Annotated in this window: 26 protein-coding genes and 1 tRNA gene; 21 read left to right on the forward strand and 6 right to left on the reverse strand. The window is 69.5% G+C overall.

The features are described from left to right. Positions 1-78: 78 nt before the first annotated feature. Genes ACFY9N_RS07850 through ACFY9N_RS07870 form a run of 5 tightly spaced genes read left to right on the forward strand, consistent with a single transcriptional unit; the run spans position 79 to position 4,953 of the window. A complete protein-coding gene (locus tag ACFY9N_RS07850; RefSeq protein WP_391477877.1) occupies positions 79-1,263 on the forward strand; it encodes a ferrochelatase in 1,185 nt (394 codons plus the stop codon). Between the two features lie 37 nt (positions 1,264-1,300). Further along, positions 1,301-1,786: a ribose-5-phosphate isomerase gene (locus tag ACFY9N_RS07855; protein ID WP_391477878.1), complete on the forward strand. Its 486-nt coding sequence runs from the start codon at positions 1,301-1,303 to the stop codon at positions 1,784-1,786. 1 nt (position 1,787) lies between these two features. Continuing rightward, a complete protein-coding gene (locus ACFY9N_RS07860; protein WP_391477880.1) occupies positions 1,788-2,786 on the forward strand; it encodes an Fpg/Nei family DNA glycosylase in 999 nt (332 codons plus the stop codon). A gap of 35 nt (positions 2,787-2,821) precedes the next feature. Beyond that, positions 2,822-3,463 (forward strand): FMN-binding negative transcriptional regulator, encoded by a 642-nt coding sequence (locus tag ACFY9N_RS07865; protein WP_391477882.1) that lies wholly within the window; start codon positions 2,822-2,824, stop codon positions 3,461-3,463. Positions 3,464-3,486: 23 nt separating this feature from the next. Beyond that, positions 3,487-4,953, forward strand: a complete 1,467-nt coding sequence (locus tag ACFY9N_RS07870) for an amidohydrolase (protein WP_391477883.1) — start codon at positions 3,487-3,489, stop codon at positions 4,951-4,953. A 60-nt stretch (positions 4,954-5,013) separates the two neighbouring features. Here the strand turns inward: ACFY9N_RS07870 and ACFY9N_RS07875 are convergent, their stop codons facing one another. Then, positions 5,014-5,499 carry a Dps family protein gene (locus ACFY9N_RS07875; RefSeq protein WP_247622542.1) on the reverse strand — a complete coding sequence of 162 codons (486 nt, stop codon included), beginning with the start codon at positions 5,497-5,499 and terminating at the stop codon, positions 5,014-5,016. A gap of 141 nt (positions 5,500-5,640) precedes the next feature. Between ACFY9N_RS07875 and ACFY9N_RS07880 the strand changes: the two genes are divergently transcribed. The 11 genes from ACFY9N_RS07880 (at position 5,641) to ACFY9N_RS07930 (ending at position 15,603) form a co-directional block, all read left to right on the forward strand. Next, the gene (locus tag ACFY9N_RS07880; RefSeq protein WP_391477884.1) at positions 5,641-6,177 is read left to right on the forward strand and encodes a gamma carbonic anhydrase family protein; all 537 of its coding nucleotides are present in this window, start codon (positions 5,641-5,643) and stop codon (positions 6,175-6,177) included. 30 nt (positions 6,178-6,207) lie between these two features. Further along, positions 6,208-6,281: transfer RNA gene (locus tag ACFY9N_RS07885), tRNA-Ile, on the forward strand. 38 nt (positions 6,282-6,319) lie between these two features. After that, positions 6,320-7,333, forward strand: a complete 1,014-nt coding sequence (gene mvk / locus ACFY9N_RS07890) for a mevalonate kinase (protein WP_391477885.1) — start codon at positions 6,320-6,322, stop codon at positions 7,331-7,333. Further along, positions 7,330-8,283 (forward strand): diphosphomevalonate decarboxylase, encoded by a 954-nt coding sequence (mvaD, locus tag ACFY9N_RS07895; protein ID WP_391477886.1) that lies wholly within the window; start codon positions 7,330-7,332, stop codon positions 8,281-8,283. Before mvk ends, mvaD begins: the two co-directional genes overlap by 4 nt. Beyond that, complete coding sequence (locus ACFY9N_RS07900; RefSeq protein WP_391477887.1) at positions 8,280-9,383, forward strand: phosphomevalonate kinase; 1,104 nt, start codon at positions 8,280-8,282, stop codon at positions 9,381-9,383. The genes mvaD and ACFY9N_RS07900 overlap by 4 nt, the downstream gene beginning before the upstream one ends. Next, complete coding sequence (gene fni / locus ACFY9N_RS07905) at positions 9,373-10,434, forward strand: type 2 isopentenyl-diphosphate Delta-isomerase (protein WP_391477888.1); 1,062 nt, start codon at positions 9,373-9,375, stop codon at positions 10,432-10,434. Before ACFY9N_RS07900 ends, fni begins: the two co-directional genes overlap by 11 nt. A 14-nt stretch (positions 10,435-10,448) precedes the next feature. Continuing rightward, positions 10,449-11,498 (forward strand): hydroxymethylglutaryl-CoA reductase, encoded by a 1,050-nt coding sequence (locus ACFY9N_RS07910; RefSeq protein WP_391477889.1) that lies wholly within the window; start codon positions 10,449-10,451, stop codon positions 11,496-11,498. Beyond that, the gene (locus tag ACFY9N_RS07915; protein WP_391477890.1) at positions 11,495-12,655 is read left to right on the forward strand and encodes a hydroxymethylglutaryl-CoA synthase; all 1,161 of its coding nucleotides are present in this window, start codon (positions 11,495-11,497) and stop codon (positions 12,653-12,655) included. The genes ACFY9N_RS07910 and ACFY9N_RS07915 overlap by 4 nt, the downstream gene beginning before the upstream one ends. Positions 12,656-12,670: 15 nt before the next feature. Then, positions 12,671-13,519: a transposase gene (locus ACFY9N_RS07920; RefSeq protein ID WP_391477891.1), complete on the forward strand. Its 849-nt coding sequence runs from the start codon at positions 12,671-12,673 to the stop codon at positions 13,517-13,519. A 137-nt stretch (positions 13,520-13,656) separates the two neighbouring features. Continuing rightward, entirely contained in the window at positions 13,657-14,787 is a 1,131-nt protein-coding gene (locus ACFY9N_RS07925) for a hypothetical protein (RefSeq protein WP_391477892.1), read from the forward strand. A 6-nt stretch (positions 14,788-14,793) separates the two neighbouring features. After that, positions 14,794-15,603, forward strand: a complete 810-nt coding sequence (locus ACFY9N_RS07930) for a L,D-transpeptidase (RefSeq protein ID WP_391477893.1) — start codon at positions 14,794-14,796, stop codon at positions 15,601-15,603. Positions 15,604-15,722: 119 nt separating this feature from the next. Here the strand turns inward: ACFY9N_RS07930 and ACFY9N_RS07935 are convergent, their stop codons facing one another. Further along, on the reverse strand, positions 15,723-16,031 hold the full coding sequence (locus tag ACFY9N_RS07935; RefSeq protein ID WP_391477894.1) for a hypothetical protein: 309 nt from the start codon (positions 16,029-16,031) through the stop codon (positions 15,723-15,725). An 84-nt stretch (positions 16,032-16,115) separates the two neighbouring features. Beyond that, positions 16,116-16,964 carry a helix-turn-helix transcriptional regulator gene (locus ACFY9N_RS07940; protein ID WP_391477895.1) on the reverse strand — a complete coding sequence of 283 codons (849 nt, stop codon included), beginning with the start codon at positions 16,962-16,964 and terminating at the stop codon, positions 16,116-16,118. Positions 16,965-17,211: 247 nt separating this feature from the next. Between ACFY9N_RS07940 and ACFY9N_RS07945 the strand changes: the two genes are divergently transcribed. Further along, positions 17,212-18,213, forward strand: coding sequence for a YihY/virulence factor BrkB family protein (locus ACFY9N_RS07945; protein ID WP_391477897.1), 1,002 nt, complete (start codon positions 17,212-17,214; stop codon positions 18,211-18,213). Between the two features lie 19 nt (positions 18,214-18,232). On the opposite strand, the gene ACFY9N_RS07950 is transcribed toward ACFY9N_RS07945, so the two are convergent. Continuing rightward, entirely contained in the window at positions 18,233-18,970 is a 738-nt protein-coding gene (locus tag ACFY9N_RS07950) for a 3'-5' exonuclease (RefSeq protein ID WP_391477898.1), read from the reverse strand. A gap of 66 nt (positions 18,971-19,036) precedes the next feature. Here ACFY9N_RS07950 and ACFY9N_RS07955 point away from each other — a divergent pair, with 66 nt between their 5' ends. After that, complete coding sequence (locus tag ACFY9N_RS07955; RefSeq protein WP_391477899.1) at positions 19,037-19,936, forward strand: alpha/beta fold hydrolase; 900 nt, start codon at positions 19,037-19,039, stop codon at positions 19,934-19,936. Here ACFY9N_RS07955 and ACFY9N_RS07960 read toward each other — a convergent pair. After that, positions 19,896-20,381, reverse strand: coding sequence for an Lrp/AsnC family transcriptional regulator (locus tag ACFY9N_RS07960; protein ID WP_391477900.1), 486 nt, complete (start codon positions 20,379-20,381; stop codon positions 19,896-19,898). The genes ACFY9N_RS07955 and ACFY9N_RS07960 overlap by 41 nt on opposite strands. Before the next feature lie 170 nt (positions 20,382-20,551). On the opposite strand from ACFY9N_RS07960, the gene pdhA reads away from it, so the two are divergent. From pdhA to ACFY9N_RS07975, 3 genes are read left to right on the forward strand one after another with little or no spacing between them, the layout of a single operon-like run. Next, a complete protein-coding gene (gene pdhA, locus ACFY9N_RS07965; protein ID WP_391477902.1) occupies positions 20,552-21,670 on the forward strand; it encodes a pyruvate dehydrogenase (acetyl-transferring) E1 component subunit alpha in 1,119 nt (372 codons plus the stop codon). Continuing rightward, positions 21,667-22,674 carry an alpha-ketoacid dehydrogenase subunit beta gene (locus ACFY9N_RS07970; RefSeq protein WP_391477903.1) on the forward strand — a complete coding sequence of 336 codons (1,008 nt, stop codon included), beginning with the start codon at positions 21,667-21,669 and terminating at the stop codon, positions 22,672-22,674. The genes pdhA and ACFY9N_RS07970 overlap by 4 nt, the downstream gene beginning before the upstream one ends. Then, a complete protein-coding gene (locus tag ACFY9N_RS07975; RefSeq protein WP_391477905.1) occupies positions 22,671-24,026 on the forward strand; it encodes a dihydrolipoamide acetyltransferase family protein in 1,356 nt (451 codons plus the stop codon). The genes ACFY9N_RS07970 and ACFY9N_RS07975 overlap by 4 nt, the downstream gene beginning before the upstream one ends. Here ACFY9N_RS07975 and ACFY9N_RS07980 read toward each other — a convergent pair. Next, a complete protein-coding gene (locus ACFY9N_RS07980) occupies positions 24,023-24,610 on the reverse strand; it encodes a TetR/AcrR family transcriptional regulator (protein WP_391477906.1) in 588 nt (195 codons plus the stop codon). The two genes, ACFY9N_RS07975 and ACFY9N_RS07980, sit on opposite strands and share 4 nt — an antisense overlap. Between the last annotated feature and the right edge of the window lie 100 nt (positions 24,611-24,710).

The following is a 24,710-nucleotide window of genomic DNA, read 5'->3' on the forward strand; positions in this document are numbered from 1 at the left end:
GTTGGCGCCGACGGCAACCATGACAGACTACGCCAGCGCGCGACCCCCGCCACTCCGTCGAGGTGAAAGGATGGGAGGGTGAGTGCGATCGAACCCGTAGTCGTCCCCTTCGCTTCTGCTGCCGCGGCGGGAGGTGCAGCCATCGTCACGACCCCCGTCGCGTACGACGGCATCCTCCTCGCCGGCTTCGGAGGACCGGAGGGGCAGGAAGACGTGATCCCGTTCCTGCGCAACGTGACGCGCGGCCGCGGAATCCCCGACGAGCGTCTCGAAGAGGTCGCGCATCACTATCGGCATTTCGGTGGCGTGAGCCCGATCAACGGCCAGAACCGCGCGCTGAAGGCGGCGCTCGAGGCCGAGCTGGCCGCACGCGGCGTCGACCTCCCCGTCTACTGGGGCAACCGCAACTGGACACCGTATCTCGCAGACGCCGTGACGGCGGCGTCAGACAACGGCCATTCGACGTTGCTCGCCTTCGCGACGAGCGCCTACAGCTCGTTCTCGAGCTGCCGGCAGTACCGCGAGGACTTCGCGGGTGTTCTGCAGGAGACCGGCCTCGGCGACACCGTCACGATCGACAAGATCCGTCCGTTCTACGACCACCCCGGATTCGTCGACGCCTTCGAGACCGGTGTGCGGGAGGCGATCGAAGGCTTCCTCGCCGACGGGATCGCGGCATCCGACATCCAGATCCTGTTCTCGACGCACAGCATCCCCACCGAGGACGCGCTGCGCTCCGGCGCGCGCGACATCGACTGGGGAGAGGGCGGTGCGTACGCGGCGCAGCACGAGGCCGTCGCCGCCTGGGTGATGGATCGTGTGCTGAAGACGCTCCCGTCCGGTGCGGGCGTGTCGTGGGAGCTGGTCTACCAGTCGCGCTCGGGTCCCCCCTCGCAGCCGTGGCTCGACCCAGACGTGTGCGACGTCATCGCCGAGCTGCCGGAACGCGGACGCCGCGCCGTCGCCGTCGTGCCGCTGGGCTTCATGAGCGACCACATGGAGGTGCTCTGGGATCTCGACACCGAGGCGAAGGAAGCGGCCGAGGAAGCGGGGCTCGCGTTCACCCGGACTCCCACCCCGGGCGTGTCGCCGACGTTCGTCGCCGGGATCGTCGACCTGATCCAGGAGCGCCTCGAGGGGCGCCCGCGGAGCGAACGCAAGCACCTCACGGATCTTCCGGGCGGGTTCGACGTCTGCCGACCCGGATGCTGCGAGAACGTGCGCGCCGGGTTCAAGCCGGCCGCCGCCGGCATCGCGCCGTAGCCCGACGCGTGTCGGTGGCGTCAATAGAATGAAGGCCATGCGCATCCACATCGCCACCGATCACGCCGGTCTCGAGTTCTCCACCCAGTTGCAGGAGTACCTGCGTGCAGCCGGTCACGATGTCACCGATCACGGGCCGATCACCTACGACGCGCTCGACGACTACCCGGCCTTCTGCATCCGCGCGGCCCAGGCCGTCGTCGCCGACCAGGCCGCGGGAATCGAGGCAGCCGGAATCGTCTTCGGCGGGTCGGGCAACGGCGAGCAGATCGCCGCGAACAAAGTGCAGGGCATTCGGGCCGCGCTCGTCTGGAACCTGTCCACGGCCGAACTCGCCCGCCAGCACAACGACGCGAACGTGATCTCGATCGGTGCGCGTCAGCACACCTACGACGAAGTCACCTCGTTCATCGATCTCTTCCTGGCCACGCCGTTCTCGGAGGAGGAACGGCACGTGCGCCGGATCGGACAGATCGCCGACTTCGAGCGCGACGGCTCGCTGCTCCCGGACCCGCGGGCCTGAGATGCCCGAGGGCCACTCCGTCCACCGGATCGCGCGACAGTTCGACCGCAACTTCATCGGCAAACAACTCCTCGCCTCCAGCCCACAGGGCCGGTTCGCCGAGGGAGCTGCGGTCCTCGACGGTCGATCCGCCGTGAGCGTTCAGGCCGTCGGCAAGCAGATGTTCCTCGAGACCGAGGGAGACGTGTGGTTGCGGGTGCACCTCGGTCTCTACGGCGCGTGGGACTTCGCCGGTGAGATCCTCGTCGACCCGACGATCGCCTCTGCGAACGGCCGCATGGGGCAGACCAACCAGCGCGGCACGATCGTCGACGAGGAGATCCTCGACGATGCGGGCGAGAACTCTCTCGCATCGATCGGCGCCCCGCGGCGCACCCGCGTGCACGTGCGCATGTCGGAGCAGACCAAAGGACTCGCCGATGAGGGGGCGGAATGGCCGCCGCCCGTGGTCGGACAGGTGCGCCTGCGGCTGATGACCGATATCACCGCCGCCGACCTCCGCGGCCCCACGGCCTGCGTCCTGCAGACGCCCGACGAGATGCTCGCGACCATCGCGAAACTCGGACCGGACCCCCTCGTCGGCGACCCGGTCGAGAACGAGGAGCGCTTCGTGCGCGCGGTGCGCAAGAAGCAGACGGTGATCGCGCTTCTGCTGATGGATCAGTCGGTCGTGAGCGGGATCGGCAACGTCTACCGCGCCGAGATGCTCTACCGTCAGCGGCTCAATCCGCACACTCCGGGGCGCGATGTGCCCGAAGACGTGGTGCGTGCCCTCTGGCACGACTGGGTGCGGCTGCTGGCGATCGGCGTCGAGACCGGTCAGATGATGACGATGGACGACCTGTCGCCCGAGCGATACCGCGCCGCCATGGCGAGTCGCGACGATCGGCACTGGGTCTACCACCGCGCGGGCCTCCCGTGCCGGGTGTGCGGTACCGAGATCGCCCTCGAGGAGATCGGCGCGCGCAAGCTGTACTGGTGCCCGCGCTGCCAGGCGTGAGCCAGCGCGAGCGACGCGCGTTCTAGGCTGGGAGGATGCGTCAGAACCCCAGTTTCGCCCTCGCCGATCAGGCCGAGATCCGTCGCGTGATCGCGGCGAATCCGTGGGCGACGATCACGAGTGACTCCCCGGAGGGGCTCGTCGCCTCGCACTACGCCGTGCTGCTCGACGATGCGCGTGAGGATCTCACGATCGTCGGTCACGTCGGTCGGCCCGACGACCTCATCCACGGGCTGGGGGAACGCGAGATCCTTGTCGCGTTCCAGGGGCCGCACGGGTACATCTCGCCCGGGTGGTACGGCGATGTCGCGGCGGTGCCCACCTGGAACTACACGGTGGTGCACCTCGCCGGGATCCCCGAGATTCTGAGCCCGGAGGAGAACCTCGCAGTTCTGGACCGCCTCGTCGATCACTTCGAAGGGCAGCTGCCGGATCCGCGGCGGATGTGGGAGCGCCCCAACGATGCGCCGTTCATCGAGCGTCTCGCCGCCGGCACCGTCGGATTCCGGCTCACTCCGACGCGCGTGGTCGCGAAGCGCAAGCTCAGCCAGAACAAGCCGGTCGAGACGATCGAACAGGTGATCCGCGAGTTGAACGGCGACGGCCCCTTCGCGCAGCCGGCCCTCGCGGCGGAGATGCGACGCGCGCAGGACGCACGAAAGGGGCCAAAGCTGTGAGCGGCACCGAAGACGAAGTGGGGATGGTCCGCAGCGTCCGCATCGCCGGACCCGGGCGCGAGTACCTGATCGACGAGGAGCCGGTCGACATCGTGCTCAGCGGCGGGCGGATCGCCGATATCGCGCCGACCGGGGCGCTGCGTCCGCAGGGTCGGGTCATCGACGCCGATGGTGCGTGGGCCGTGCCGGGGCTGTGGGACAACCATGTGCACACGGTGCAGTGGGCATTGGCGGCCGAGCGCGCGTCACTGGACGATACGCGCTCGGCATCGGAGGCGGCTCTGCGCATGGGGACGGTCGAGCCGCTGTCGGACGGACGGCGCATCGGCACGGGGTACCGGGACGCGCTGTGGGATGACCGACCGGCGCTCGCGTTGCTGGATGCAGCGACCGGTGATGTGCCGACGTACCTGATCAACGCCGATGTGCACAGCGTGTGGCTCAACTCCGCGGCACTACGGCGTGAGGGATTCTCGACCACCGACGGTGTGCTGCGTGAGGAGGGTGCGTTCGAGATCTCGCGTCGCCTGAACGCCGTCGACCCCGACCATGCCGACCGTGCGGTGCGGGCGGCGGGGGAGCGGGCCGCCACGCGCGGGGTCACCGGCATCGTCGACTTCGACATGGCCTGGAATGCGGATGCCTGGCCGCGTCGCGTCGCCGCCGGCTTCGCCGCTCAGCGTGTCGAGTTCGCTGTGTACCCGTTCGACCTGGCCCGAGCGATGAAGGAAGGGCAGCGCACGGGGGAGCTTCTCGATGAGGCCGATCTTCCTCGTGCGGGCCGCGGACTCGTGCGCGTCGGACCGCTGAAGATCATCAGCGACGGCTCGCTGGGAACGCGGACGGCGGCGTGCACGCACGCCTACCCGGGGGATCCCTACAACTTCGGCGTGATGACGGTGCCCCGGGAAGAGCTGATCGACCTGCTCACGACGGCGACGGGGGCAGGGCTCGCCGTCGCTGTGCACGCGATCGGAGACCGCGCGGCCTCGACGGCTCTGGATGCCTTCGCGATGACGGGCGCGGTCGGGTCGATCGAGCACGCCCAACTCGTGCGGCACGCCGATCTCGCGCGTTTCGCGCGTCTCGGTGTCACCGCGAGTGTGCAGCCGCAGCACGCGGTCGACGACCGCGATCTCGCCGATCGGCTCTGGGAGACGCAGGACTCGCTCGGATACCCGCTCGCCTCGCTGTTCGCCACAGGGGCGGAGGTGCGCTTCGGCTCGGATGCTCCGGTCGCCCCGCTCGATCCCTGGCAGGCGATGGCCGCGGCCGTGACGCGCACCGCCGACGATCGCGCGGCCTGGCACGCCGAGGAAGCGGTGACGTTCGATCAGGCGCTGCAGGCGAGCGTGCGCTCGGCGACCGTGCCCGGTGCCGTTGCGGATCTGGTGCTCTGCGCGGCCGATCCACGTCGGGCGGGCGTGGGCCTGCGTGAGATGCCCGTCGTCGCGACGCTCCTCGCCGGTCGTGTGACGCACCGCGCCTGAGCATGACGAAGGGCCCCGGGAAGCATCCCGGGGCCCTTCGGTCGTTCGTGGTCGCGCAGACTACGCGGCGATGTGCGACACGAGGAACCAGCGGTCCTTCTCGAGGCCGCGCATGATCTCGATCGCGACGTCCTGGCTCGTGAGGTCGACCTCGTCGAGACCGTCGATCGCGGCCTTGGTGTCGACGAGGATCGCGTCGATGTCGGCGATCACGGCGCGGACGAGCTCGTCCGACTGCGTGAACCCGGCAGGGACGCCGGTCTCTCCGGCCTTCGCGGCGACCGCGCTCACACGGGCGTCGATCGGGAGGCCGAGAGCGACGATGCGCTCTGCGGCGGTGTCGGCGAAGTCACCGGCGTGGGCGACGATCGTGTCGAGGAGTTCGTGGACGCCGACGAAGTTGGCGCCGCGGACGTGCCAGTGCGCCTGCTTGCCGTTGATCGTGAGTGCCTGCAGGCCCAGGACGACGGGCGAGAGGAACTGTGCGGCGGCAGCAGCCACGGTGGGGTCGCTGGCGGTGGTGGAAACGGTCTGTACCTTGCTCATTGTGTGCTCCTCCGAGGTGCCTTTTTCGTACCTGATGAAGACAACGCTACTCAGCCTGGAACATTCCGCAAGCAAGCTGAGGCTCCGCTAACCGCCCCGGATTTCCGCGGAATCACGCGGAAGTGAGGGTAGTCTCGCCTCATGAGCATCGCATCCGGAGCATCCGTTCTCGCCCTTCCGGGCCGGGAGCCGTCGATCGACCCCACAGCGTTCGTCGCCGAGGGTGCCCGCATCGTCGGTGACGTCACTCTCGAGGCCTCGGCGAGTGTCTGGTACAACGCCGTGCTCCGTGCCGATTCGGCCCCGATCGTGGTCGGGGAGGGGAGCAACGTGCAGGACAACGTCTCGGTCCACGTGGACGCCGGGCATCCGGTGACCATCGGGCGCCGGGTGTCGATCGGGCACAACGCCGTCGTGCACGGATGCTCGATCGGCGACGGCTCGCTGATCGGGATGGGGGCCGTCGTCCTCAGCGGAGCGGTCATCGGGAGCGGATGCCTGGTCGCGGGCGGCGCCGTCGTACTGGGAGGAACCGAGGTGCCGGACGGGTCACTCGTCGCCGGTGTTCCGGCGAAGGTTCGCCGCGCATTGAGCGACGACGAGCGTGCAGGGCTGCTCGCGAACGCCGACATCTATCTCGCCCATCAGCAGGTCCACGCAGGCGCCACGAAGGCGTGAGTCCCGGGCACCGCTAGGCTGGGTGCACACGGGGCGGTGGCCAAGCTGGTCAAGGCAGCGGGCTCATAACCCGACGATCGTGGGTTCAAGTCCCACCCGCCCTACCGTGCCGTGACAGTGGATTAGGCTTGCCTTAGTAAAGATGAGAATCACGGCTTCCGAGAACAGCAGAACACCGGGCGAATCCTTCGCCGCTCCGCAGAGGGGCGCGCACGACAGCGACCCGGTGATCGGCGTCGGCACCGCGTCCGGGAAAGCGATCCTCTTCGGGGAGCACGCCGTCGTCTACGGGCATCCGGCGATCGCCCTCCCGCTACGCGATCTTCGAGTCAGGGCCGAGGCGGAGCCCCTGCCGGAGCGTCGACTCCTGCACAGCGCGCTCTACACCGGCTCGATCGATCGGATTCCCGACCGGCTGGCCTCCACCGCTCGTGCGGTCGAAGCGACGATGAACGCGGTCGGAGCCGACGGGTCCGGGGTGAGGGTGCGCGTCGAGAGCGACCTGCCCGCGGAACGCGGCGTCGGGTCGAGCGCCGCGGTGTCAGCGGCGATCGTCCAGGCCGTCGCCGCGGCTTTCGGTCGCGAGCTCGATCCGGCCGAGCGCCATCATCTGATCCAGATCGCCGAACGCGCCGCGCACACGTCACCCAGTGGGCTCGACGCGCGCACGGTCGTCGCGGATCGACCCGTGTGGTTCCAGGACGGCAGCGCGCACGACCTCGATGTCGCAGGGCCGCTCTCGTTCGTGATCGCCGACTCCGGCGTGCGGGGGCGCACGCGCGAGGCCGTGGCCGCTGTCCGCTCGTTGCGCGACTCGGATCCGGTCGCCGTGGAGAGAAGACTCGATCGATTGGGAGCTCTTTCCCGGGAGGGGCGAGCCGCATTGTCGTCCACGACTCCCGAATCGATCGGAGACGGCATGGACGAGGCGCATGCGCTGCTCGGTGAGCTGGGGGTCGGGGACCGGTCGCTCGACGGGCTCGCCCATGCCGCTCGTGCGCACGGTGCGCTCGGCGCCAAGCTCACCGGAGGCGGGCGGGGAGGATGCGTGCTCGTGCTCGCCCGTGATCCCGACCATGCGGAGGAGCTCGCACGCGAGCTTCGCGGCCGAGGAGCCGCCGCCACCTGGACCACAGAACTGAGAGGTACGCGATGACCGCCGTCACGGCCCGCGCCCACCCGAACATCGCCCTCGTCAAGTACTGGGGCAAGGCGGACACCGCGCTCAACCTGCCTGCCACGGGCAGCCTGTCGATGACGCTGGACGTGTTCCCGACCACGACGACAGTGACTCTCGCGCCGGATGCCGAACAGGATGCGGTCGTGCTCAACGGGACGGCTCGTGAGGGGGTGGTCCGCGATCGCGTGGTCCGCTTCCTCGACATCGTGCGCGAGATGGCCGGGTCGCGGACCGCGGCCGTCGTCGACACGGTGAACACGGTTCCGTCTGCCGCCGGGCTCGCCTCGTCCGCATCGGGTTTCGCCGCTCTCGCCGCCGCAGCCTCGCGCGCGTACGGCCTCGAGCTCGACCGCCGCGCGCTCAGCCGCCTCGCCCGCCGCGGGTCGGGTTCGGCAGCGCGTTCGGTGATCTCCGGGTTCGCGGTCTGGTACGCGGGGAACGACGAGGAGTCCTTCGCCGAGCCGCTCGACGCGCCCGATCTCGCGATGGTCATCGCGATCGTGAACGCCGAGGAGAAGGCCGTCTCCAGCCGCGACGCCATGAAGCGGACGGCGCTGACCTCGCCGTTCTACCCCGCGTGGGTCACCTCGACGGCGGAGACGCTGACGGCGGCGGTGCAGGCGAGCGGTGACGGCGACGTCGAGCGCCTCGGGCGGATCACCGAGACGAATGCCCTCCGCATGCACGCCGTCATCCAGGCGTGCGATCCGCCGGTGCGGTACCTGTCGCCGGTGAGCGTCGCCCTCTTCGACCTCGCGGAGTCGCTCCGTGCCGAGGGTCTCCCGGTCTACGCCACCGCCGACGCGGGACCCAACGTCGTCTTCCTGTGCCGTCCGGAGGACGCGGATGCCGTGGCCGCCGCCGCCGGCGCGCTCGCGGACACCGTGATCGCTCGCCCGGGGCCCGGCGTGAAGGTGCTCGCATGAGCGCCGGCATCACGGTCCGCGCGCCCGGAAAACTGTTCATCGCGGGGGAGTACGCGGTCGTCTCGCCGGGGGAGCCATCCGTTCTCGTCGCCGTCGACCGCTACGTGAGCGTTTCAGTGTCGGAGAGCATCGGCGCCGGCAGCATCCACTCTCCCGAGTACGGACGCTCGCCGCTGCTCTGGACCCGCAGCGCGGACGGTCTGCGCATCGACCCCGAACACCACCCCTACGACTACGTGCTGGCGGCCATCACCGTCGTCGAGCGGCTCCGGGCCGACCTGCGCATCGCCCCGCGGTTCTTCGATCTGCGGATCGAGAGCGGTCTCGACGACGTGAGCGGACGGAAGTTCGGTCTGGGGTCGTCGGCTGCGGTCACGGTGGCGACCGTCCGTGCACTCGACGAGTTCTACGGGCTCGGTCTCGATCGCCTCGCCGCTTTCAAGCTGTCGATGCTCGCGACCATCCGGGTCAATCCCAGCGCCTCGGGAGGCGACCTCGCGGCGAGTGCGTTCGGCGGGTGGATCGGCTACCGCGCCCCCGATCGCGTGGCTCTCGGAGAGCGGTCCGAGAGCGGGCCCATCGCACCGCTGCTCGCAGATGAGGAGCTCTGGACGGGACTGCAGATCGTGCGCCTCCATCCGCCGGAGCAGCTGCGGTTCGTCGTGGGGTGGACCGGTGAGCCGGCCTCGACCGCGCGGCTGGTCGACGAGCTCGGACGACGCACGGTCGAGGGAGTGGTCGACCACTCCGCCTTCCTGCTCGACTCGCGCGCATGTGTGTCCGCCCTCTGGGAGTCCCTGTCGCACGGAGACGATGCGGCGACGCTCGACGCGATCCGCGAGGCGCGACGACTGCTGCAGCGGCTGGGGACCCAGGCCGGGCTGCCGATCGAAACGGCCCAGCTCGCGGTGCTGTGCGACATCGCCGAGGCCGCGGGAGCGGCCGCGAAGCCCTCGGGAGCGGGTGGCGGCGACTGCGGGATCGTGCTCGCCCCCGCGCACACCGACCTCTCCGACATCTTCCGCGAGTGGGAGCATCACGACGTGCGGCACCTGACGATCGGCGTGCACCCGCCCGAGGGTGTGCTCGATGTCCTCTGAGCGCAAGGACGACCACGTGCGGCTCGCCGCCGCTCAGCAGGAGGGGCCGCGCATCGGCTCGAACGGATTCGACGACGTCGCATTCGTGCATCACGCCCTCGCAGGGATCGACGCCGAGCGGGTGGACATCGCGGGTGATCTGCTGGGCGCTCGGTGGGGCGTACCGCTCTACGTGAACGCGATGACGGGCGGGAGCGCGAGTACCGGGCGCATCAACCGCGACCTCGCGATCGCCGCGCGGGAGGCCGGGGTGCCGCTGGCTTCCGGGTCGATGAGCGTCGCGCTCGAGCATCCCGATCTCGCGTCCACGTTCCGTGTGCTCCGGCAGGAGCATCCCGCCGGCTTCCTGTTCGCCAACCTGGGCGTCGAGCGCACCCCGGACGACGCCCGTCGCGCGGTCGATCTGATCGAGGCGAACGCATTGCAGGTGCACGTGAACAGCGTGCAGGAGACCGTGATGCCCGAGGGGCGCCGCGCGTTCTCGTCGTGGCAGCACTCGCTCGAGTCCCTGGTGACGGCGGTCGACGTGCCGGTCGTCGTGAAGGAGGTCGGATTCGGGCTGAGCTCGCGGACTCTCGCCTTCCTCGCCGACCTCGGCGTCGCGGCCGCGGACGTGTCGGGGCGGGGCGGAACCGACTTCGTCCGTGTCGAGAACGCCCGGCGCGGGGGTGAGGGCTACTCCTACCTGGCCGGATGGGGCCAGTCGGCCGTCGAATGCCTGATCGACGCACCGGCATCCGCCCCGACGCTCCTCGCTTCCGGTGGCGTACGCACTCCGCTCGACGCCGTGCGAGCCCTGGCGCTCGGGGCGCGGGCGGTGGGTGTCTCCGGACCGTTCCTGAAGACGGTGCTCGACGGTGGACCGGAGGCGCTAGCCTCGCGTCTCGAGGAGTGGACCACGCACCTCACTGCGCTGTCCGCGCTCCTCGGCGCCGCCACCCCGCCGGATCTGGTGCGCACCGACCTCGTCGTCACCGGCGAGACCGCAGACTTCTGCCGCGCGCGGGGTATCGACCTCGCTGCCCTCTCGCGGCGCTCCGACGCCCGATGACTGAAAGGCTCCCCATGTCCGACGCCCTGTTCACCCTCATCCCCACGCGCTGGGTCGGTCCGCTGCTGCTCAGCGGCGAGGTCGAGGGCGAGCAGTCCGTTCCGCTCGCGACGTACGAGTCGCCGCTGTGGCCGTCCGTGGGGCGGGGTGCCCGGGTGTCCCGACTCGTCGAGGGTGGCATCCGCACCACGGTGGTGGACGAGCGGATGACGCGATCCTCGCTGTTCGTCGCCCCGTCCGCCGCCGAGGCGGTCGCCGCGGCTCGGAGCATCGAGGCACGCCGCGACGAACTCGGAGAGGTGGTCTCGGAACGCAGCCGCCACGCACGCCTGATCGATCTCGACACCGAGATCGTCGGACACCTCCTCTTCGTGCGTTTCGCGCTGACGACCGGCGACGCCTCCGGTCACAACATGGTGACCCTGGCCGCCGAAGGACTCATGGAGCGGGTGCTCGCCTGGCACCCCGAGTTGGAGTACGGCTCGATCTCGGGCAACTACTGCTCCGACAAGAAGGCCACCGCGGTCAACGGGATCCTCGGTCGGGGGCGCAGCGTGATCGCCGAGATCCTCATCCCCGCCGACATCGTCGAGCAGCAGTTGCGGTCGACTGCTCGACGCATCGTCGAACTCAACGTGCGCAAGAACCTCGTGGGTTCGACGATCGCGGGGGCGCTGCGCTCCGCGAACGCTCACTACGCGAACATGCTGCTGGCGTTCTACCTCGCGACGGGGCAGGACGCGGCGAACATCGTCGAGGGCTCGCAGGGCATCACATACGCAGAGGAGCGCGGAGACGGCGACCTGCTCTTCTCGTGCACGCTGCCGAATCTCATCGTCGGCACCGTCGGGAACGGCAAGGACCTCCCGGCCGTCGAGGATGCGCTCACCCGTCTCGGCTGCCGTGAGGAGCGTGCGCCCGGCGGCAATGCCCGCCGTCTCGCCTCGCTCATCGCGGCCACCGTGCTCTGCGGCGAACTGTCTTTGCTCGCGGCGCAGACCAACCAGGGAGAACTCATGGCCTCGCATCTGTTGCTGGAGCGCCGTCAGGGAGGTGCGAAGTGACCGTCGTCGGCATCCACGACCTGTCCATCGCGACCGCGAGCCGCGTGCTCGATCTCGCCCTCCTCGCGGAGCGGGCCGGGATCGATCCCGACAAGTACCGCATCGGCCTCGGTCAGGAGCGGATGAGTGTCCCCGCCCCCGATGAGGACATCGTCACGATGGCGGCCGCGGCCGCGCTGCCCATCGTCGAGCGGCACGGTGCCACCGGCATCCGTACCGTGCTCTTCGCGACCGAGTCGGGAGTCGACCAGTCGAAGTCGGCAGCGGTGTTCGTGCACGAGCTGCTCGGGCTGGATCCGGCGACGCGCGTCGTCGAGCTCAAGCAGGCCTGCTACTCCGCCACGGCCGCGCTACAGTTCGCGCTGGGGATCGTGGCGCGTCAACCCGAGGAAGCGGTGCTCGTGATCGCCTCGGACGTCGCGCGGTACGCCGTCGACACCGCCGCCGAGCCCACGCAGGGTGCCGGTGCCGTCGCGATGCTGGTCACGCAGGACCCCGCGATCGCCGAGGTCGAACCGGCGACGGGCATCCACACGGCCGATGTCGACGACTTCTGGCGTCCCAACGACAGCGACACGGCCGTCGTGAACGGCAAGCTGTCCATCGACGCCTATCTCGACGCCTTCGTCGGCGCCTGGGACGACTACCGGGCGCGCGGGGGCGCGGACATCGAGTCGATCGACTACTTCTGTCACCACCAGCCGTTCACTCGCATGGCGGTCAAGGCTCATCAGCGTCTCGCCGTGCACACCGGTGCCTCGCTGACGCCGGCGCAGATGGAGCCGACCACCCGATACAACCGGCTGCTGGGCAATTCGTACACCGCCTCGCTCTACTTCGGACTCGCTGCGTTGCTCGACGCGGAGGACGACCTGACGGATCGTCGGGTGGGCATGTACAGTTACGGCTCGGGCAGTATCGGCGAGTTCTTCTCCCTGCGGGTTCGGCCCGGGTATCGTGACGCGCTCCGCACCGAGGCGACGAAGCGCGTCCTCGATTCGCGCGCACCACTCGACGTCGACGCGTACCGTGCGCTGCACGCCGCGCACTCGGCGTCGAGCGAGGTCGACCGGACGATCGAGGCGATCTCGCCGGTGCCGTTCCACTTCGCCGGTGTTCAGGGCCGAGCGCGCCGGTACGTCCGGGACGACGCATGAGGTAGCGTTCGGAGGATGGCCGCCGACACCGACCTCGTGAGGATCGCGACCGCGCTCTACGCGGCGCCGCTCGGCGAGTTCGTGAGCGCCCGCGCATCGCACGTGAAGAGTGTCTCCGACCGCGGTCTGGCCGCCGAGATCTCCGGGCTGCGCAAACCGTCGATCGCGGCCTGGGTCGTGAACGTCTTCGCGCAGGAGCGGTCCGAAGAACTGGGCGAGGCGCTTCGGCTGGCACGGGAGCTGCGAGAGGCCCAGGACGATCTTGATGCGCCGGCGCTCGCGCGTCTGGGACGTGAGCGCCGTGCGTTGACCCGTCGACTGTCGGAGCAGGCGCGCGACCTGGTGATTGCCCGCGGTGAGAAGGTCACCTCGGGCACCCTCGATGCCGTCCACCGGACCATCAGCGCCGCGTTCTTCGACGAGACCGCCTCGGTCGCGGTGGCATCTGGGCGACTCATCCATGAACTCGAGGCGTCCGAGGACGTGGTGCTCGATGAGGTCGTCGCCGGTGGTGCGGTGAGATCGGCGGCTTCCGACCCGCAGCAGGGCGTCGATGAGCTCGCCCAGCGGCGTCGGAAGCGTGAGGCCGAGCGTGCCGTGCGCGATGCGGAGAATGCCGTCGCGTCCGCCGAGCGGGAGAGGGCAGCGGGCGAGAGCGCGCAACGAGATGCCGACCGTCGTGTCGACTCCGCCGTCGCCCGAGTCGCTGAGCTCGAGCGCGAGTTGGCGCGCACTCGAGTGGAGGTCGACGATGCTCGACGGGATGCCGCCGAGGCGCGCGCGCGGATGGTCCGGGCATCGGTCGCCGTCCAGATCGCATCCGATGCCCTCGGGCGGGCCCGCGAAGACCTCGACTCGCTGTGAACGGATGACTGTATGCGAAGGAATTGAGTCCGATATCAGTATTCCGGTGGCGCTGAACCGTTCCATTCCCCTAGATCGAGGTCGCTGCCTCTCGGCAGACGCCGCCCGAACGGCTCCACCCAACGAAGGAATCCTCTGTGACTCGCTCGCGCCTCGCCGTGGCTTCGCTCAGCGCCGCCGCGCTCGGCCTCGCCGCCGTCCTCGTTCCCACCGTCTCCATCGCGGAGCCCATCACCGAAACCCCTGCGGCATCCGCAGAGGTCATCTGGGCAGACTCTGCGGATGAGTTCGCGTCGTTCGCGCCGATCACCGAACCCGGCGAGTTCGCTCTTCCAAATGAGTGGCAGTGGACCACGCTCGGCGGCGGTGAAGGTACCTCTCTCTCTCTCTCTGATTTCGGCACCTTCGGAGTGAACGGCTTCACCTCCAACGCTTCGGCCCCCCTCGGGCTCGTGCACGGCGTTCCTTCGCCGGTGACGGGTGAGGATTTCGCCTCGTTCATGGCGGACTCCTCCACCAACGTCGGCGGCGAGGTGCTTACGGGCGTGTTCATCTCGAGCACCGACAGCGACTTCCCGCTCGTGACGACGGTCCCCACGCTCACGGGCTTCCACGGCGACGCCACGTTCTGGGATGTGGACGGCTTCTCGAACGAGGAGTTCGCAGCGGAACTCTCCGCGGGCGAGTTCGCCGTGATCGGCTACTTCGTGATCTTCCCGGGCGATGCCCCGGTCGTGACCTCCCCGCCGGCTGAGCCGCAGCCCGAGCTTCTTCGCCGGTCGTCGCCCCTCGCTGACGCCCCCACGTTCGACGAGCTTCTCGCCGCTCAGGGCGCAGGCGTCGCACTGCGCGCCGCGGCCGTTCCAGACGAGGCAGGCATTGCGAGCTTCCGCGTCGGCGGCCTCACCACGTACTTCACCCCGCAGCCGGTCGCGGCTCTGGCACTGAGCAGCACCTCGGTCACAGTCACGCAGGCCACCACGACGGGCTTCACCGTGACCGGTAGCGGCTTCGCGCCGGGTGAGACGGTCTCCTCGGGAATCTCGTCCGGCCAGACGGGGGATAGCCTCCCGAACACGTTCGTCGCCGACGCCGATGGAAACGTCAGCGGAACGATCGTCCTCACCGCGGCGCAGGGTGCCGCTGGCGACTACTCGATCCTCCTGTTCGGGGAGTCCTCCGGCCAGGTGGCGTCGAGCGCTCTCGCGATCACCGGTGCGGCTCCGGTCGCCGTCCCGGTGCCGGGCGAGGCCACGTACACCGGCTGACACTCGGTGCCCGACAGCATCAACGTCCCGCGGCGGCGCACGATTCTCATCGTGGCCGCCGCGGTCGTCGTGTGCGCCGCGATCGTCGTCACCTGCGTGGTGATCTTCGGTCGTGGACCGGCGGTCGCCGAGCCCGCGCCGACCAGTTCCTCGACTCCGGTCGTCACGCCCGAGCCCACGCCGACGGCGACGCCGACCGAGGAGCCCGTCGCCGACGTCCACGCGCCGGCGGAGTCGACGGTCGCCGCCGTGATCGGCAGCGAGGTCGCGGTGAGCGCCGAACTGGGCGGTGCCGCGACGCAATCGTTGCCGAATCCGCAGTTGTCCGGAGCACCTCTCGTCCTCCTGGTCACCGCGCAGGACGGAGAGTGGTTGCAGGTGCAACTCGCCCAGCGCCCCAACGGGAGCCTGGGATGGGTGCGAGCGGATGCCGTCCAGCTCTCGACGACCTCGTACGCGCTGGTCGTGACCACCTCAACGAACACTCTCGACCTCTACGAGGGAGGGGAGCTGCGGCAGAGCTATCCGGCCGCGACCGGAACGGGTGGGACACCGACCCCGAAAGGGCAGTTCGCGATCACCGAGCTGCTCGCGCCGACGAACAGCGGCTACGGTCCGTACGCGTACGGCACGACGGCCTTCTCCGACGTGCTGAACTCGTACGGTGGTGGTCCCGGTCAGATCGGCCTCCACGGCACCGACGACGAGGGCAGTATCGGCTCCGACGCGTCGCACGGTTGCGTGCGCATGGCGAATGCCGACATCACGGCGCTCGCGCAGCTCCTGCCCCTCGGCACGCCGCTGCAGGTGCGCTGAACGCGAGTTCGCCGTGGCAGCGCCCGTGGGCGGGGCGCTTCGACAAGCTCAGCGACCCAGCGTCTCGGGCGCACGCACGCTTGGGTCGCTGAGCCCGTCGAAGGGGCCCCGCACCGGTGCTACGAGATCGCGACCTGCTCTTCGACGAGGGAGATGCCTCCGCTCGAACTCGCGGAATGCGCGAGCGCCTCGATCCACTCCCGGCTCAGCTCCGGAGCCTCGGGCGCGTCGAACACGAATCGCAGGGGGATGGACGGATGCAGCCAGATCGTCGATCTCCCCGACGGGTCGGGATCCGCGTGCTTCCACGAGAGCGTGAAGCTCTCGTTTCGGCGGAGCTTGGTCGAGATGACCACTTTCAGGTGCGCGAGGGCACGGTCTTCGACATGGATCGGATCGGTGCTTTCGCCGTAGTAGAGGCTGCCCACACTCGGACTCTACGGGCGCTCTGATCGCTCACGCCTCCGCTCGGAAGGACGCGCCGCGCAAGCGAACGAAACCTGCGTGAGACGTCATCTCCGGCGCTCAGCCGCGGTCGCGGAGGGCGCTTGGCCGAACTCGCGACGATAGGAGGCGGCGAACCGTGACGGATGGCTGAAGCCCCACCGTCGTGCGACGACGGCGATCGAATCTGTGGTCCCATCCACCAGTTCTCGATGAGCACCGGCGAGTCGTGCGCGGCGAAGGTACTCCGCAGGAGTCGCATCCAGCGCGCGGCGGAAGGCGTACTGCAGTCCGCGCGTCGAGATGAAGGCGGCGACGGCGACGTCGTCGATCGTGATCGCGCGATGCGCGTTCTCGTCGATGAAAGCGAGAGCGCGGCGTACGGCCGCGGGTGCGGCCCCGCGCTGGGCGGTGCGGGACATCGACTCGTGGACCGTCGTCGGAAAGGACGAGAGCGTGACGGCGAGAGCGTGGCGTTCGAGTTCGGCGCGCAGGATGCCGTCCGGGGGAAGATCCGCTACAGCGTCCTCGAGGTACTCCACGGTGCGCTCCCAGTGGCGCCCGGATGCTGCGTCGCGGGGCATGAGCCCGGTGGAACGCAGGACGAGGCTGTCATCGCCCGTGATCTGACGCACGCGGGCCTGTGCGGCCCCCCGGTCGATGACGAGAGCACGGACGCGGGCCGTCTGGAGCCAGCGGGCCTCCACGCGCGCGCCATCCGTCAACCACGGCTGTGACGCGTCCATCGCCTCGCGGCCCGAGCCGACCTCCGCCGACGACGCATCGACGCGGCAGACGAGCAACTCATGCTCCGGCTCGGCCAGGGAATGCACTTCGGCGGCGAGGTCGTAACGCACGAGCGTGAGGCTTCCGAGCCCGGTCGATGACCAATCGAAGTGGAAACGCTGCGGATCCACTCGTTGCAAGGATGCAGACGGCACATACTGCCGCCAGGTCTCCTCCACTCGTTCGATCTCGTTCGATCTGAACCGCACTGCGTTCCCCCTATCGCGCAGAGGAGCGCCCGCGTCGACTGCCTCGGGTCGGCGTCGAACGGTGATTCCCCCGGTTCTTCCAGAAATAGCGGCTGGCCGCGCGCAGCGTCAACCCCCTTGTCCGTTCTGACAGGCCATGACAGGTTCGCCGCTGACGTGAGTGAGGGTGATGACGAACAGACGATCCGGCTTACCGGGGCCGCAGAACATCGGTGCCCGGGCATGGGGATTCGTCGCACGTGCGACGGTGCGCAAGTTTGCCGACGACGGTGGAGGTGATATCGCCGCGGCTCTGACGTTCCACGCGATCCTCGCCCTCGTTCCCTCGCTCCTCGTCGGGGTCTCCGTGATCAGTCTGCTGGGCACCGACTCGACCGCGGTGGCGTTCGCTCTCGAGATCGTCCGTGCCGTGGCGCCGGAGGACACGGCTGCCACGATCGGCCGGGCAGTCGACTCCTTGGCCGAATCCGCGCTGGGTGGCCCGGTTCTCGTCCTCGCCGCCGGGCTGACGATCTGGGCGATCGCGCGCTACATCGCCGTGCTCGGTCGAGGGATGAACCGGGTGTACGAGGTGGAGGAAGGGCGATCCCCGTGGGCACTCAAGTCGATGCAGATCGGCGTCGCCATCGTCGTCATCCTCGCCTCTGCCGCATCCGTCGCCGTGGCGGCGGCCAGCGCCTCCGTGGCCGCGGCGATCGGCGCCGAACTCGGTGTCGGCGAGGCGGGACTCACGGCGTGGCGGATCATCCGCTGGCCCATCCTGGTGGCCATCGTGATCGCGACCGTCGCCTTCCTGTACGACCGGGCGCCGAACATCCGTCACCCACGATTCCGTTGGTTGAGCTGGGGTGCGTCATTGGCGATCGCCGTTCTCGCCCTCGCTTCGCTGGCGTTCGGACTCTGGGTGTCGGGCATCGCCGACTACGAGCGCGTCTACGGCCCACTCGCCGGGGTCATCGTGCTCCTGCTCTGGTTGTGGATCGCGAACCTCGCGCTCGTCCTCGGGGTCGAGTTCGATGCGACGCTCGAGCGCGCACGGGAGCTCCAGGAGGGGGAACCGGCGGAGGCTCGCCCGAGGCTCCCGGTGCGCGACCGCTCGCGCATCGTCCGAAAGCAGGCTCGGCGCAGCTCCGAGCTCGCCGAGGCCAGGCGTCTGCGCGATCATCCATGATCGTCGCCGCATCGACGGGTCAGACGAGGCGGGTGCTCTCGACCGGGGAATGGGGACGCACCGGCCAGGTGCCGTCGACGGCGTCGTCGGGCTCGAGACGCCCGACGCTGATGAAGTACTCGGTCAGGCTCTCCGCCTGAGCTCGCGCCCATCCGATCTGTCTGGTGTGCAGATCATGGACGGTGCCCGGCAGCGGGAACTGGCGGCCGATCGCCTGCGCGACACGGCCGGCGGCGATCGCGTCGGCGGAGGCCTCGTGAGCGTCGCTCAGCGCGACGGCATAGTGCTCGGCGACGATGCTCAGCGTGCGCTTGCCGCGCCGGTAACGGTCGAAAGCCTTGTCGATCACGAAGGGATCGATGATCGGTGCGGGATCGGACAGCGGGGCGAGGCCGTGCCGGACGGCCTCGTGCGCGAGCAGGGAGAGGTCGTAGGACGCGTTGTAGGCGACGACGGGAACTCCCTGGTCGAGGAGCGAGCGCAGGGCGATCAGCACCTGGGCGACCACCTCGCGCGCCGGGCGCCCTTCCTCCCGCGCCCGTTCGGTCGTGATGCCGTGCACCGCAGTCGCGCCCTCCGGGATCTCGATGCCTGGGTCGGCGAGCCATGTGCGGGCGACGATCTGCTGTCCGTCGGCGTCGAGGACGCCGACATGCGCGGTGACGATGCGATCGGCCGCGACATCGATCCCCGTCGTCTCGAGGTCGAAGACGCCGATACGGCTCAGCCAGGGTGGGAGCGGGTGGTCGTCGGCCATGGCCCCACCGTAGAGCCGGCGTCGGACATTCAGGGAGAGGCGCTCGGCAATCCGTAGACTCGACGCATGACCGTGCCCTCTCCCTACGCCGACCGCCTCTCTCGACTCCCCGTCGAGCGACGGGAGGCGGAGGTGCGTGGAGGTACGACGGCGTACTGGGTCTACGGAGCAGAGGATGCCGAGACCACGATCGTCGCCGTGCACGGTTTCCGCGGGGAGCATCACGGTCTGGAGTCCGTCCTCGCGTTCCTTCCGGAAGCGCGTGTCATCGCACCCGACCTGCCGGGTTTCGGTGAGACCGCACCTCTTCCCGGCCGCACGCACGATATCGACGAGTACGCGGCGTGGCTCGGCGATTTTGTGGAAGAGGTCGCCCCCGGAGCCATCGTCCTCGGCCATTCCTTCGGATCGATCGTCGCCTCCGCCGCCGTCGCGCGGGGTCTGGCGACGCCGCGCCTGATCCTCATCAACCCGATCGGAGCACCCGCTCTCGAAGGGCCGAAGGGCGTGATGACCCGGCTCGCCGTGCTTTACTACGCCCTCGGTGCGCGTCTGCCCGAACGGCTCGGCACCGCCCTGCTGCGCAACCGCCTCATCGTGCGCGTCATGAGCATCACGATGGCCAAGACCTCCGACCCCGCGCTGCGCCGGTTCATCCACGATCAGCACGACTCGTACTTCTCGCGCTTCTCGGATCGCGATGTCCTCCGCGACGCCTTCGTCGCGAGCGTCTCGAACGATGTGCGGGCGTTCGCTCCCGCCATCGATGTTCCGACGCTGCTGGTGGCCGCCCAGCGCGACGACATCACGCCGATCGAGGCCGAGCGTACACTCGCAACGCTCTTCGACGACGCGTCGCTCGTGGAGATCGCCGACGTCGGTCACCTGATCCACTACGAGACGCCGTCCGAGGCGGCGGGTGCGATCAGGCGCTTCCTCCGGATTCCCGTCGCGCGAGGCCGATGAGTCCGGCGACCCGGAACGGGATGACCTCGCCCATGGCGAGCGAGGTCTCGGTGCGCTCCACGCCTTCGATCGACAGGATCCGCGCGTCGGTGTCGAAGAGGTGACGTGCGTCACGGCAGGCGACGCGTGCGAGCAGATCGATCGATCCGCTGAGCCCGTGAGCCTGCACGACCTCCGGGATGCGCGCGAGCTCGTTGATGATGCGGGGGAGCTCCGTCTGCCGGACGCCGATGCTGACGAAGGCCTGCAGGGGGAACCCCAGCACGTCGGGGGAGAAGGCGCGCTCGTAGGAGAGGAAGATCCCGGTCTGCTCGAGCCGGGTCATACGGGCCTGGATGGTGTTGCGCGACAGGCGAAGCGTCTCGGCGAGGGCGACGATCGTGACGCGCGGATCGTCGGCGAGAGCGGCGAGGATCTCGAGATCGGTGCGGTCCAGTCCTGGCATAGTGCCAAACGATAGCAGGGCCGATTCCTCGGATGCTTGGCAACATGCTCAGGCCCCTCTCGAATGCTTGAGCGACGTGTTCACCCGACGTACGCTCGGGGCATGCCGGCATCGCCGCCGGCGCCAGCGCGAGAGCCTCACGAGGGCTGCTGAGAACGAGGAGGACGATGATGTCACCGCAGATCACTCCCATCGCCGACACCGAGCAGGATCTGGAGCTCGTCGAGCGCCTCCTCGCTCCCGACGGCACCCGTGTGCGGCATCCGCAACTCGACCCGTTCGTCGCCGACGTCGACCACGACGTGCTGCGTGGACTGCTGCGCGACATGGTCGTGCTGCGGCGGATCGACGCCGAGGGCGTCGCCCTGCAGCGACAGGGTCAGCTCGGTCTCTGGGCACCGTGCCAGGGGCAGGAGGCGACGCAGATCGGCACCGCGCGGGCGCTTGAGGATCGCGACTTCGTCTTCCCGAGCTACCGCGAGACCGGCGTGATCTACGCGCGCGGCGCGCAACCGGGGGACTACGTGCGCATGTGGCGAGGTGAGGAGGGATCGGCATACGATCCGGCCGCCTTGCGGGTCGCACCCCTGCAGATCATCATCGGCGCGCAGACGCTGCATGCCGTCGGCTACGCGCTCGGCATCCGTCATGAGGGAGCCGACGAGGTCGCGGTGACCTACTTCGGCGACGGCGCCACCAGCCAGGGAGACGTGAACGAGGCGATGATCTTCGCGGCGTCGTATCGTGCGCCGGTCGTCTTCGTCTGCCAGAACAACCACTGGGCCATCTCCGAACCGGTCGCGGTGCAGTCGCAATACCCGATCGCCGGGCGCGCCCCGGGGTTCGGCATCCCGAGTCTCCGGGTCGACGGCAATGATGTCCTCGCCTGCCTCGCCGCGATGCGCTGGGCCCTCGATCACGCCCGTTCGGGGAAGGGCCCCGCTTACATCGAGGCGGTCACCTATCGAATGGGCCCGCACACCACTGCGGACGACCCCACCCGCTACCGACCGGAGGGTGAGCTCGATGCGTGGCGTCGCCGCGACCCGATCAGTCGTCTCGAAGCGCACCTGCGTGCCGCGGGCGAACTCCCGGAGGAGTTCGTCGCGCAGACGCAGGAGACGGCGGATGTGACCGCCGCGGAGATGCGGGCGCAATGCCTCGGGATGGTGACCCGTCCACCGCTCGCGGTCTTCGACGGCGTCTATGCCGAACCGCACACGGGGCTCGACCGGCAGCGCGCGGAGTACGCCGAGTACCTCGCGGGCTTCGAGGAGATGACGGCATGACGGAGCTGACCCTGGGCAAGGCGCTCGGCGCGGGACTGCGCAGGGCGATGCAGGATGACGACCGGGTCGTGCTCCTCGGCGAAGACATCGGCAAGCTCGGCGGCGTCTTCCGCATCACCGACGGACTCCTCGACGAGTTCGGGGCCGGCCGGGTGATCGACACGCCGCTGGCGGAGTCCGGCATCGTCGGCACGGCGGTCGGGCTCGCGTTCCGCGGCTATCGTCCGGTGGTCGAGATCCAGTTCGACGGATTCGTGTACCCGGCCTTCGATCAGATCGTGGCCCAGGTAGCGAAGCTGCACTACCGCACGCAGGGGCGCGTGCGGATGCCGATCACGATCCGTATCCCGTGGGCCGGGGGCATCGGTGCCGCCGAGCACCACTCGGAGTCTCCCGAGGCGTACTTCGTGCACACGGCGGGTCTGCGAGTGATCGCGGTCTCGAACCCCGAGGACGCCTACCGCAGTCTGCGCCAGGCGATCGCCTCCGACGACCCGGTGATCTTCTTCGAGCCGAAGCGCCTCTACCACCACAAGGGCGACGTCGATCTGGAGGCTCCGCTGGCGGACGCCGCGCCGATGGGTCTCGCCCAGGTGGTCCGCGTGGGGTCGGACGTGACGCTCATCACCTACGGCGCGATGCTCTCCACCGCGCTCCAGGCGGCGGAGGCCGCCGAGGACGAAGGGATCTCCATCGAGGTCCTTGATCTCCGTTCCCTCTCGCCGGTTGATTACGACACGTTGACCGCCTCCGTGCGCAAGACCGGTCGTGTCGTCGTCGCCCACGAGGCGTCGCGCGAGGCCGGCGTCGCCGCGGAGGTGATCGCGAGCCTCACGGAGTTCTGCTTCGAGTACCTCGAGTCGGCACCCCTCCGGGTCACGGGCCACGACGTGCCGTATCCGCCGGCGAAGCTCGAGAAGTACCACCTGCCCGATCTCGATCGGCTGATGGCCGCGGTCGATCGCGTGCTGGACCGCGACGCCCGGGCGGGGGTGGACGCATGATCGCCGAGTTCCGCCTGCCCGATCTCGGCGAGGGACTCACCGAGGCGGAGGTCGTGCAGTGGCTCGTGGCACCGGGGGAGCAGGTCGCGCTCAACCAGACACTCGCCGAGGTCGAGACCGCCAAGGCGGTCGTCGAGCTCCCGTCGCCCTACGAGGGCACCGTGGCGGAGCTGCACGCGGATGCCGGACAGACTGTCGCGGTCGGCTCGCCCCTGATCGCCTTCGAGGTCGCCGGTGAAGAGTCGGACGCCGCGACCCCGACGGTCGGGGCGGAGGGTGCCCAGCCGAATCTCGTCGGGTATGGCGCGGCGCCGTCGGCCTCGGGGCGTCCGGTGCGGCGCGCACGACGCGCGAGCGCGAGCGCCTCGGTGTCGGATACCGCGGTGATCGAGGCCGCACCGCACGATGCGTCGCCCTCGGTCGTGCCCGACCAGCCGGGCGTGGAGCGCCCGCGATCAACGCCGCCCGTACGCGCGTACGCCAAACGAGCGGGGGTCGATCTCGCGCTGGTGGCGGCCGTCGTCGGTGACCGCGTGATCACCCGCTCCGACATCGACGCCTTCGCGGCGCGAGGCGCGGATGCTGCCGGGCAGGCCGAGGCGGAGAAGCGACGGGAGTCTCGTCCGGCGTTCGGCGCGCCGGACGAGGGGACGCGCGAGGTGCGCATCCCCATCCGGGGCGTGCGCAAGCACACGGCCGCCGCGATGGTCGAGAGCGCCTTCACCGCGCCGCACGTCACCGTGTTCCACACGGCGGATGTCACGGCCACGGTCGAGCTGCTCGACTCCTTCCGTGCCGATCGCGGGTTGAGCATGCACCGCATCGGTCCGCTCGCGGTCGTGGCGAAGGCCGTGTGCCTGGCGCTCGGCCGGACGCCCGGGCTGAACGCGCACTGGGACGAGGCGTCAGGGGAGATCGTCCAGTATCGCTACGTCGACCTCGGCATCGCCGCCGCCACGGACCGCGGGCTCATCGTGCCGAACATCCGCGATGCCGAGCGGCTCGGCCTGGGAGGGATGGCCGACGCGATCCGCGATCTCGCGGCGACGGCGCGGGCGGGGAAGACCTCACCGGCCGAGCTCCAGGGCGGGACGTTCTCGATCTCGAACATCGGTGTGTTCGGCATCGACGCGGGCACGCCGATCCTTCCGCCCGGGCAGTCGGGGATCCTCGCGGTCGGAGCGATCCGGCGCCAGCCTTCGGAGCATCGCGGCGAGATCGCGCTGCGCGACATGATGACGCTCAGCCTCTCGTTCGATCACCGGCTGGTGGACGGTGCGGAGGGGGCGCGGTTCCTGTGCGATGTCGCCGACGTGCTGCAGGAGCCGGGGCGGGCGATGCTCTTCGGCTAACCGCGCAGCGCCGCCGCGGCCATGCGCACCAGCACGTCGCCGGTGGCGGCATGGCGGCGCGCCGCGGCGCGGGTGCTGTGCGGGGTGGAGTTGATGAGGCCGAAGCAGGCCTGCACGCGCAGCCGCAGCTCATCGCGGTCGGCCGGGTGCAGGGGGGTGAGCGTGTCGATCCAGAGTTCGATGTAGTCGCGCTGCAGGCGACGGACATCGGCGCGGTCGTCATCCGCGAGATGCACGACATCCCGGTCCTGCACCTGGATGACCGCGGCGTTCCGCAGGGCGAAGTCGACGTGGAAGCGGATCAGCGCGTGCATCCGTTCCTCGCCATCCGCGTGCGCGGCCGCGACCTCGGAGCCGCCGGTGAGCAGATCGTCGCTGACCTTCACGAGCACGGATCCGAGCAGCGCCTGCTTTCCCGCGAAGTGTCGGTAGACGGCCGGGCCGGAGACCCCCACGGCGGCGCCGATGTCTTCGAGGCTGACGCCGGTGTACCCGCGAGCGGCGAAGAGGAGAGCGGCCTCGTGGCGGATCGCGTCGGAGCGCTCCGCTTTGGCGCGATCACGAGCGGTGACGGGGGTTGTCATCTCAGTTAATCCTCGCTAACCTGAATCATCGGGTTAGTGCACACTAACCGAAGGTTCGTCTGCAGCGCCAGCATCGTGGCTGCGCAGGAGCGTGTCGAGG

Source organism: Microbacterium sp. NPDC008134 (genome assembly GCF_042957055.1).
Classification (GTDB): Bacteria; Actinomycetota; Actinomycetes; order Actinomycetales; family Microbacteriaceae; genus Microbacterium.

What these genes read in the sequence shown, in the direction of transcription:
- ACFY9N_RS07920 (WP_391477891.1), top strand. Translation starts at nt 12,671, where the DNA reads ATGGCCGCCGACACCGACCTCGTGAGGATCGCGACCGCGCTCTACGCG.
- ACFY9N_RS07950 (WP_391477898.1), bottom strand. Translation starts at nt 18,970, where the DNA reads ATGGCCGACGACCACCCGCTCCCACCCTGGCTGAGCCGTATCGGCGTC.
- ACFY9N_RS07975 (WP_391477905.1), top strand. Translation starts at nt 22,671, where the DNA reads ATGATCGCCGAGTTCCGCCTGCCCGATCTCGGCGAGGGACTCACCGAG.
- mvk (WP_391477885.1), top strand. Translation starts at nt 6,320, where the DNA reads ATGAGAATCACGGCTTCCGAGAACAGCAGAACACCGGGCGAATCCTTC.
- ACFY9N_RS07880 (WP_391477884.1), top strand. Translation starts at nt 5,641, where the DNA reads ATGAGCATCGCATCCGGAGCATCCGTTCTCGCCCTTCCGGGCCGGGAG.
- fni (WP_391477888.1), top strand. Translation starts at nt 9,373, where the DNA reads ATGTCCTCTGAGCGCAAGGACGACCACGTGCGGCTCGCCGCCGCTCAG.
- ACFY9N_RS07970 (WP_391477903.1), top strand. Translation starts at nt 21,667, where the DNA reads ATGACGGAGCTGACCCTGGGCAAGGCGCTCGGCGCGGGACTGCGCAGG.
- ACFY9N_RS07855 (WP_391477878.1), top strand. Translation starts at nt 1,301, where the DNA reads ATGCGCATCCACATCGCCACCGATCACGCCGGTCTCGAGTTCTCCACC.
- ACFY9N_RS07875 (WP_247622542.1), bottom strand. Translation starts at nt 5,499, where the DNA reads ATGAGCAAGGTACAGACCGTTTCCACCACCGCCAGCGACCCCACCGTG.
- ACFY9N_RS07945 (WP_391477897.1), top strand. Translation starts at nt 17,212, where the DNA reads ATGACGAACAGACGATCCGGCTTACCGGGGCCGCAGAACATCGGTGCC.
- ACFY9N_RS07960 (WP_391477900.1), bottom strand. Translation starts at nt 20,381, where the DNA reads ATGCCAGGACTGGACCGCACCGATCTCGAGATCCTCGCCGCTCTCGCC.
- ACFY9N_RS07900 (WP_391477887.1), top strand. Translation starts at nt 8,280, where the DNA reads ATGAGCGCCGGCATCACGGTCCGCGCGCCCGGAAAACTGTTCATCGCG.
- mvaD (WP_391477886.1), top strand. Translation starts at nt 7,330, where the DNA reads ATGACCGCCGTCACGGCCCGCGCCCACCCGAACATCGCCCTCGTCAAG.
- ACFY9N_RS07980 (WP_391477906.1), bottom strand. Translation starts at nt 24,610, where the DNA reads ATGACAACCCCCGTCACCGCTCGTGATCGCGCCAAAGCGGAGCGCTCC.
- ACFY9N_RS07865 (WP_391477882.1), top strand. Translation starts at nt 2,822, where the DNA reads ATGCGTCAGAACCCCAGTTTCGCCCTCGCCGATCAGGCCGAGATCCGT.
- ACFY9N_RS07870 (WP_391477883.1), top strand. Translation starts at nt 3,487, where the DNA reads ATGGTCCGCAGCGTCCGCATCGCCGGACCCGGGCGCGAGTACCTGATC.
- ACFY9N_RS07910 (WP_391477889.1), top strand. Translation starts at nt 10,449, where the DNA reads ATGTCCGACGCCCTGTTCACCCTCATCCCCACGCGCTGGGTCGGTCCG.
- pdhA (WP_391477902.1), top strand. Translation starts at nt 20,552, where the DNA reads ATGTCACCGCAGATCACTCCCATCGCCGACACCGAGCAGGATCTGGAG.
- ACFY9N_RS07955 (WP_391477899.1), top strand. Translation starts at nt 19,037, where the DNA reads ATGACCGTGCCCTCTCCCTACGCCGACCGCCTCTCTCGACTCCCCGTC.
- ACFY9N_RS07860 (WP_391477880.1), top strand. Translation starts at nt 1,788, where the DNA reads ATGCCCGAGGGCCACTCCGTCCACCGGATCGCGCGACAGTTCGACCGC.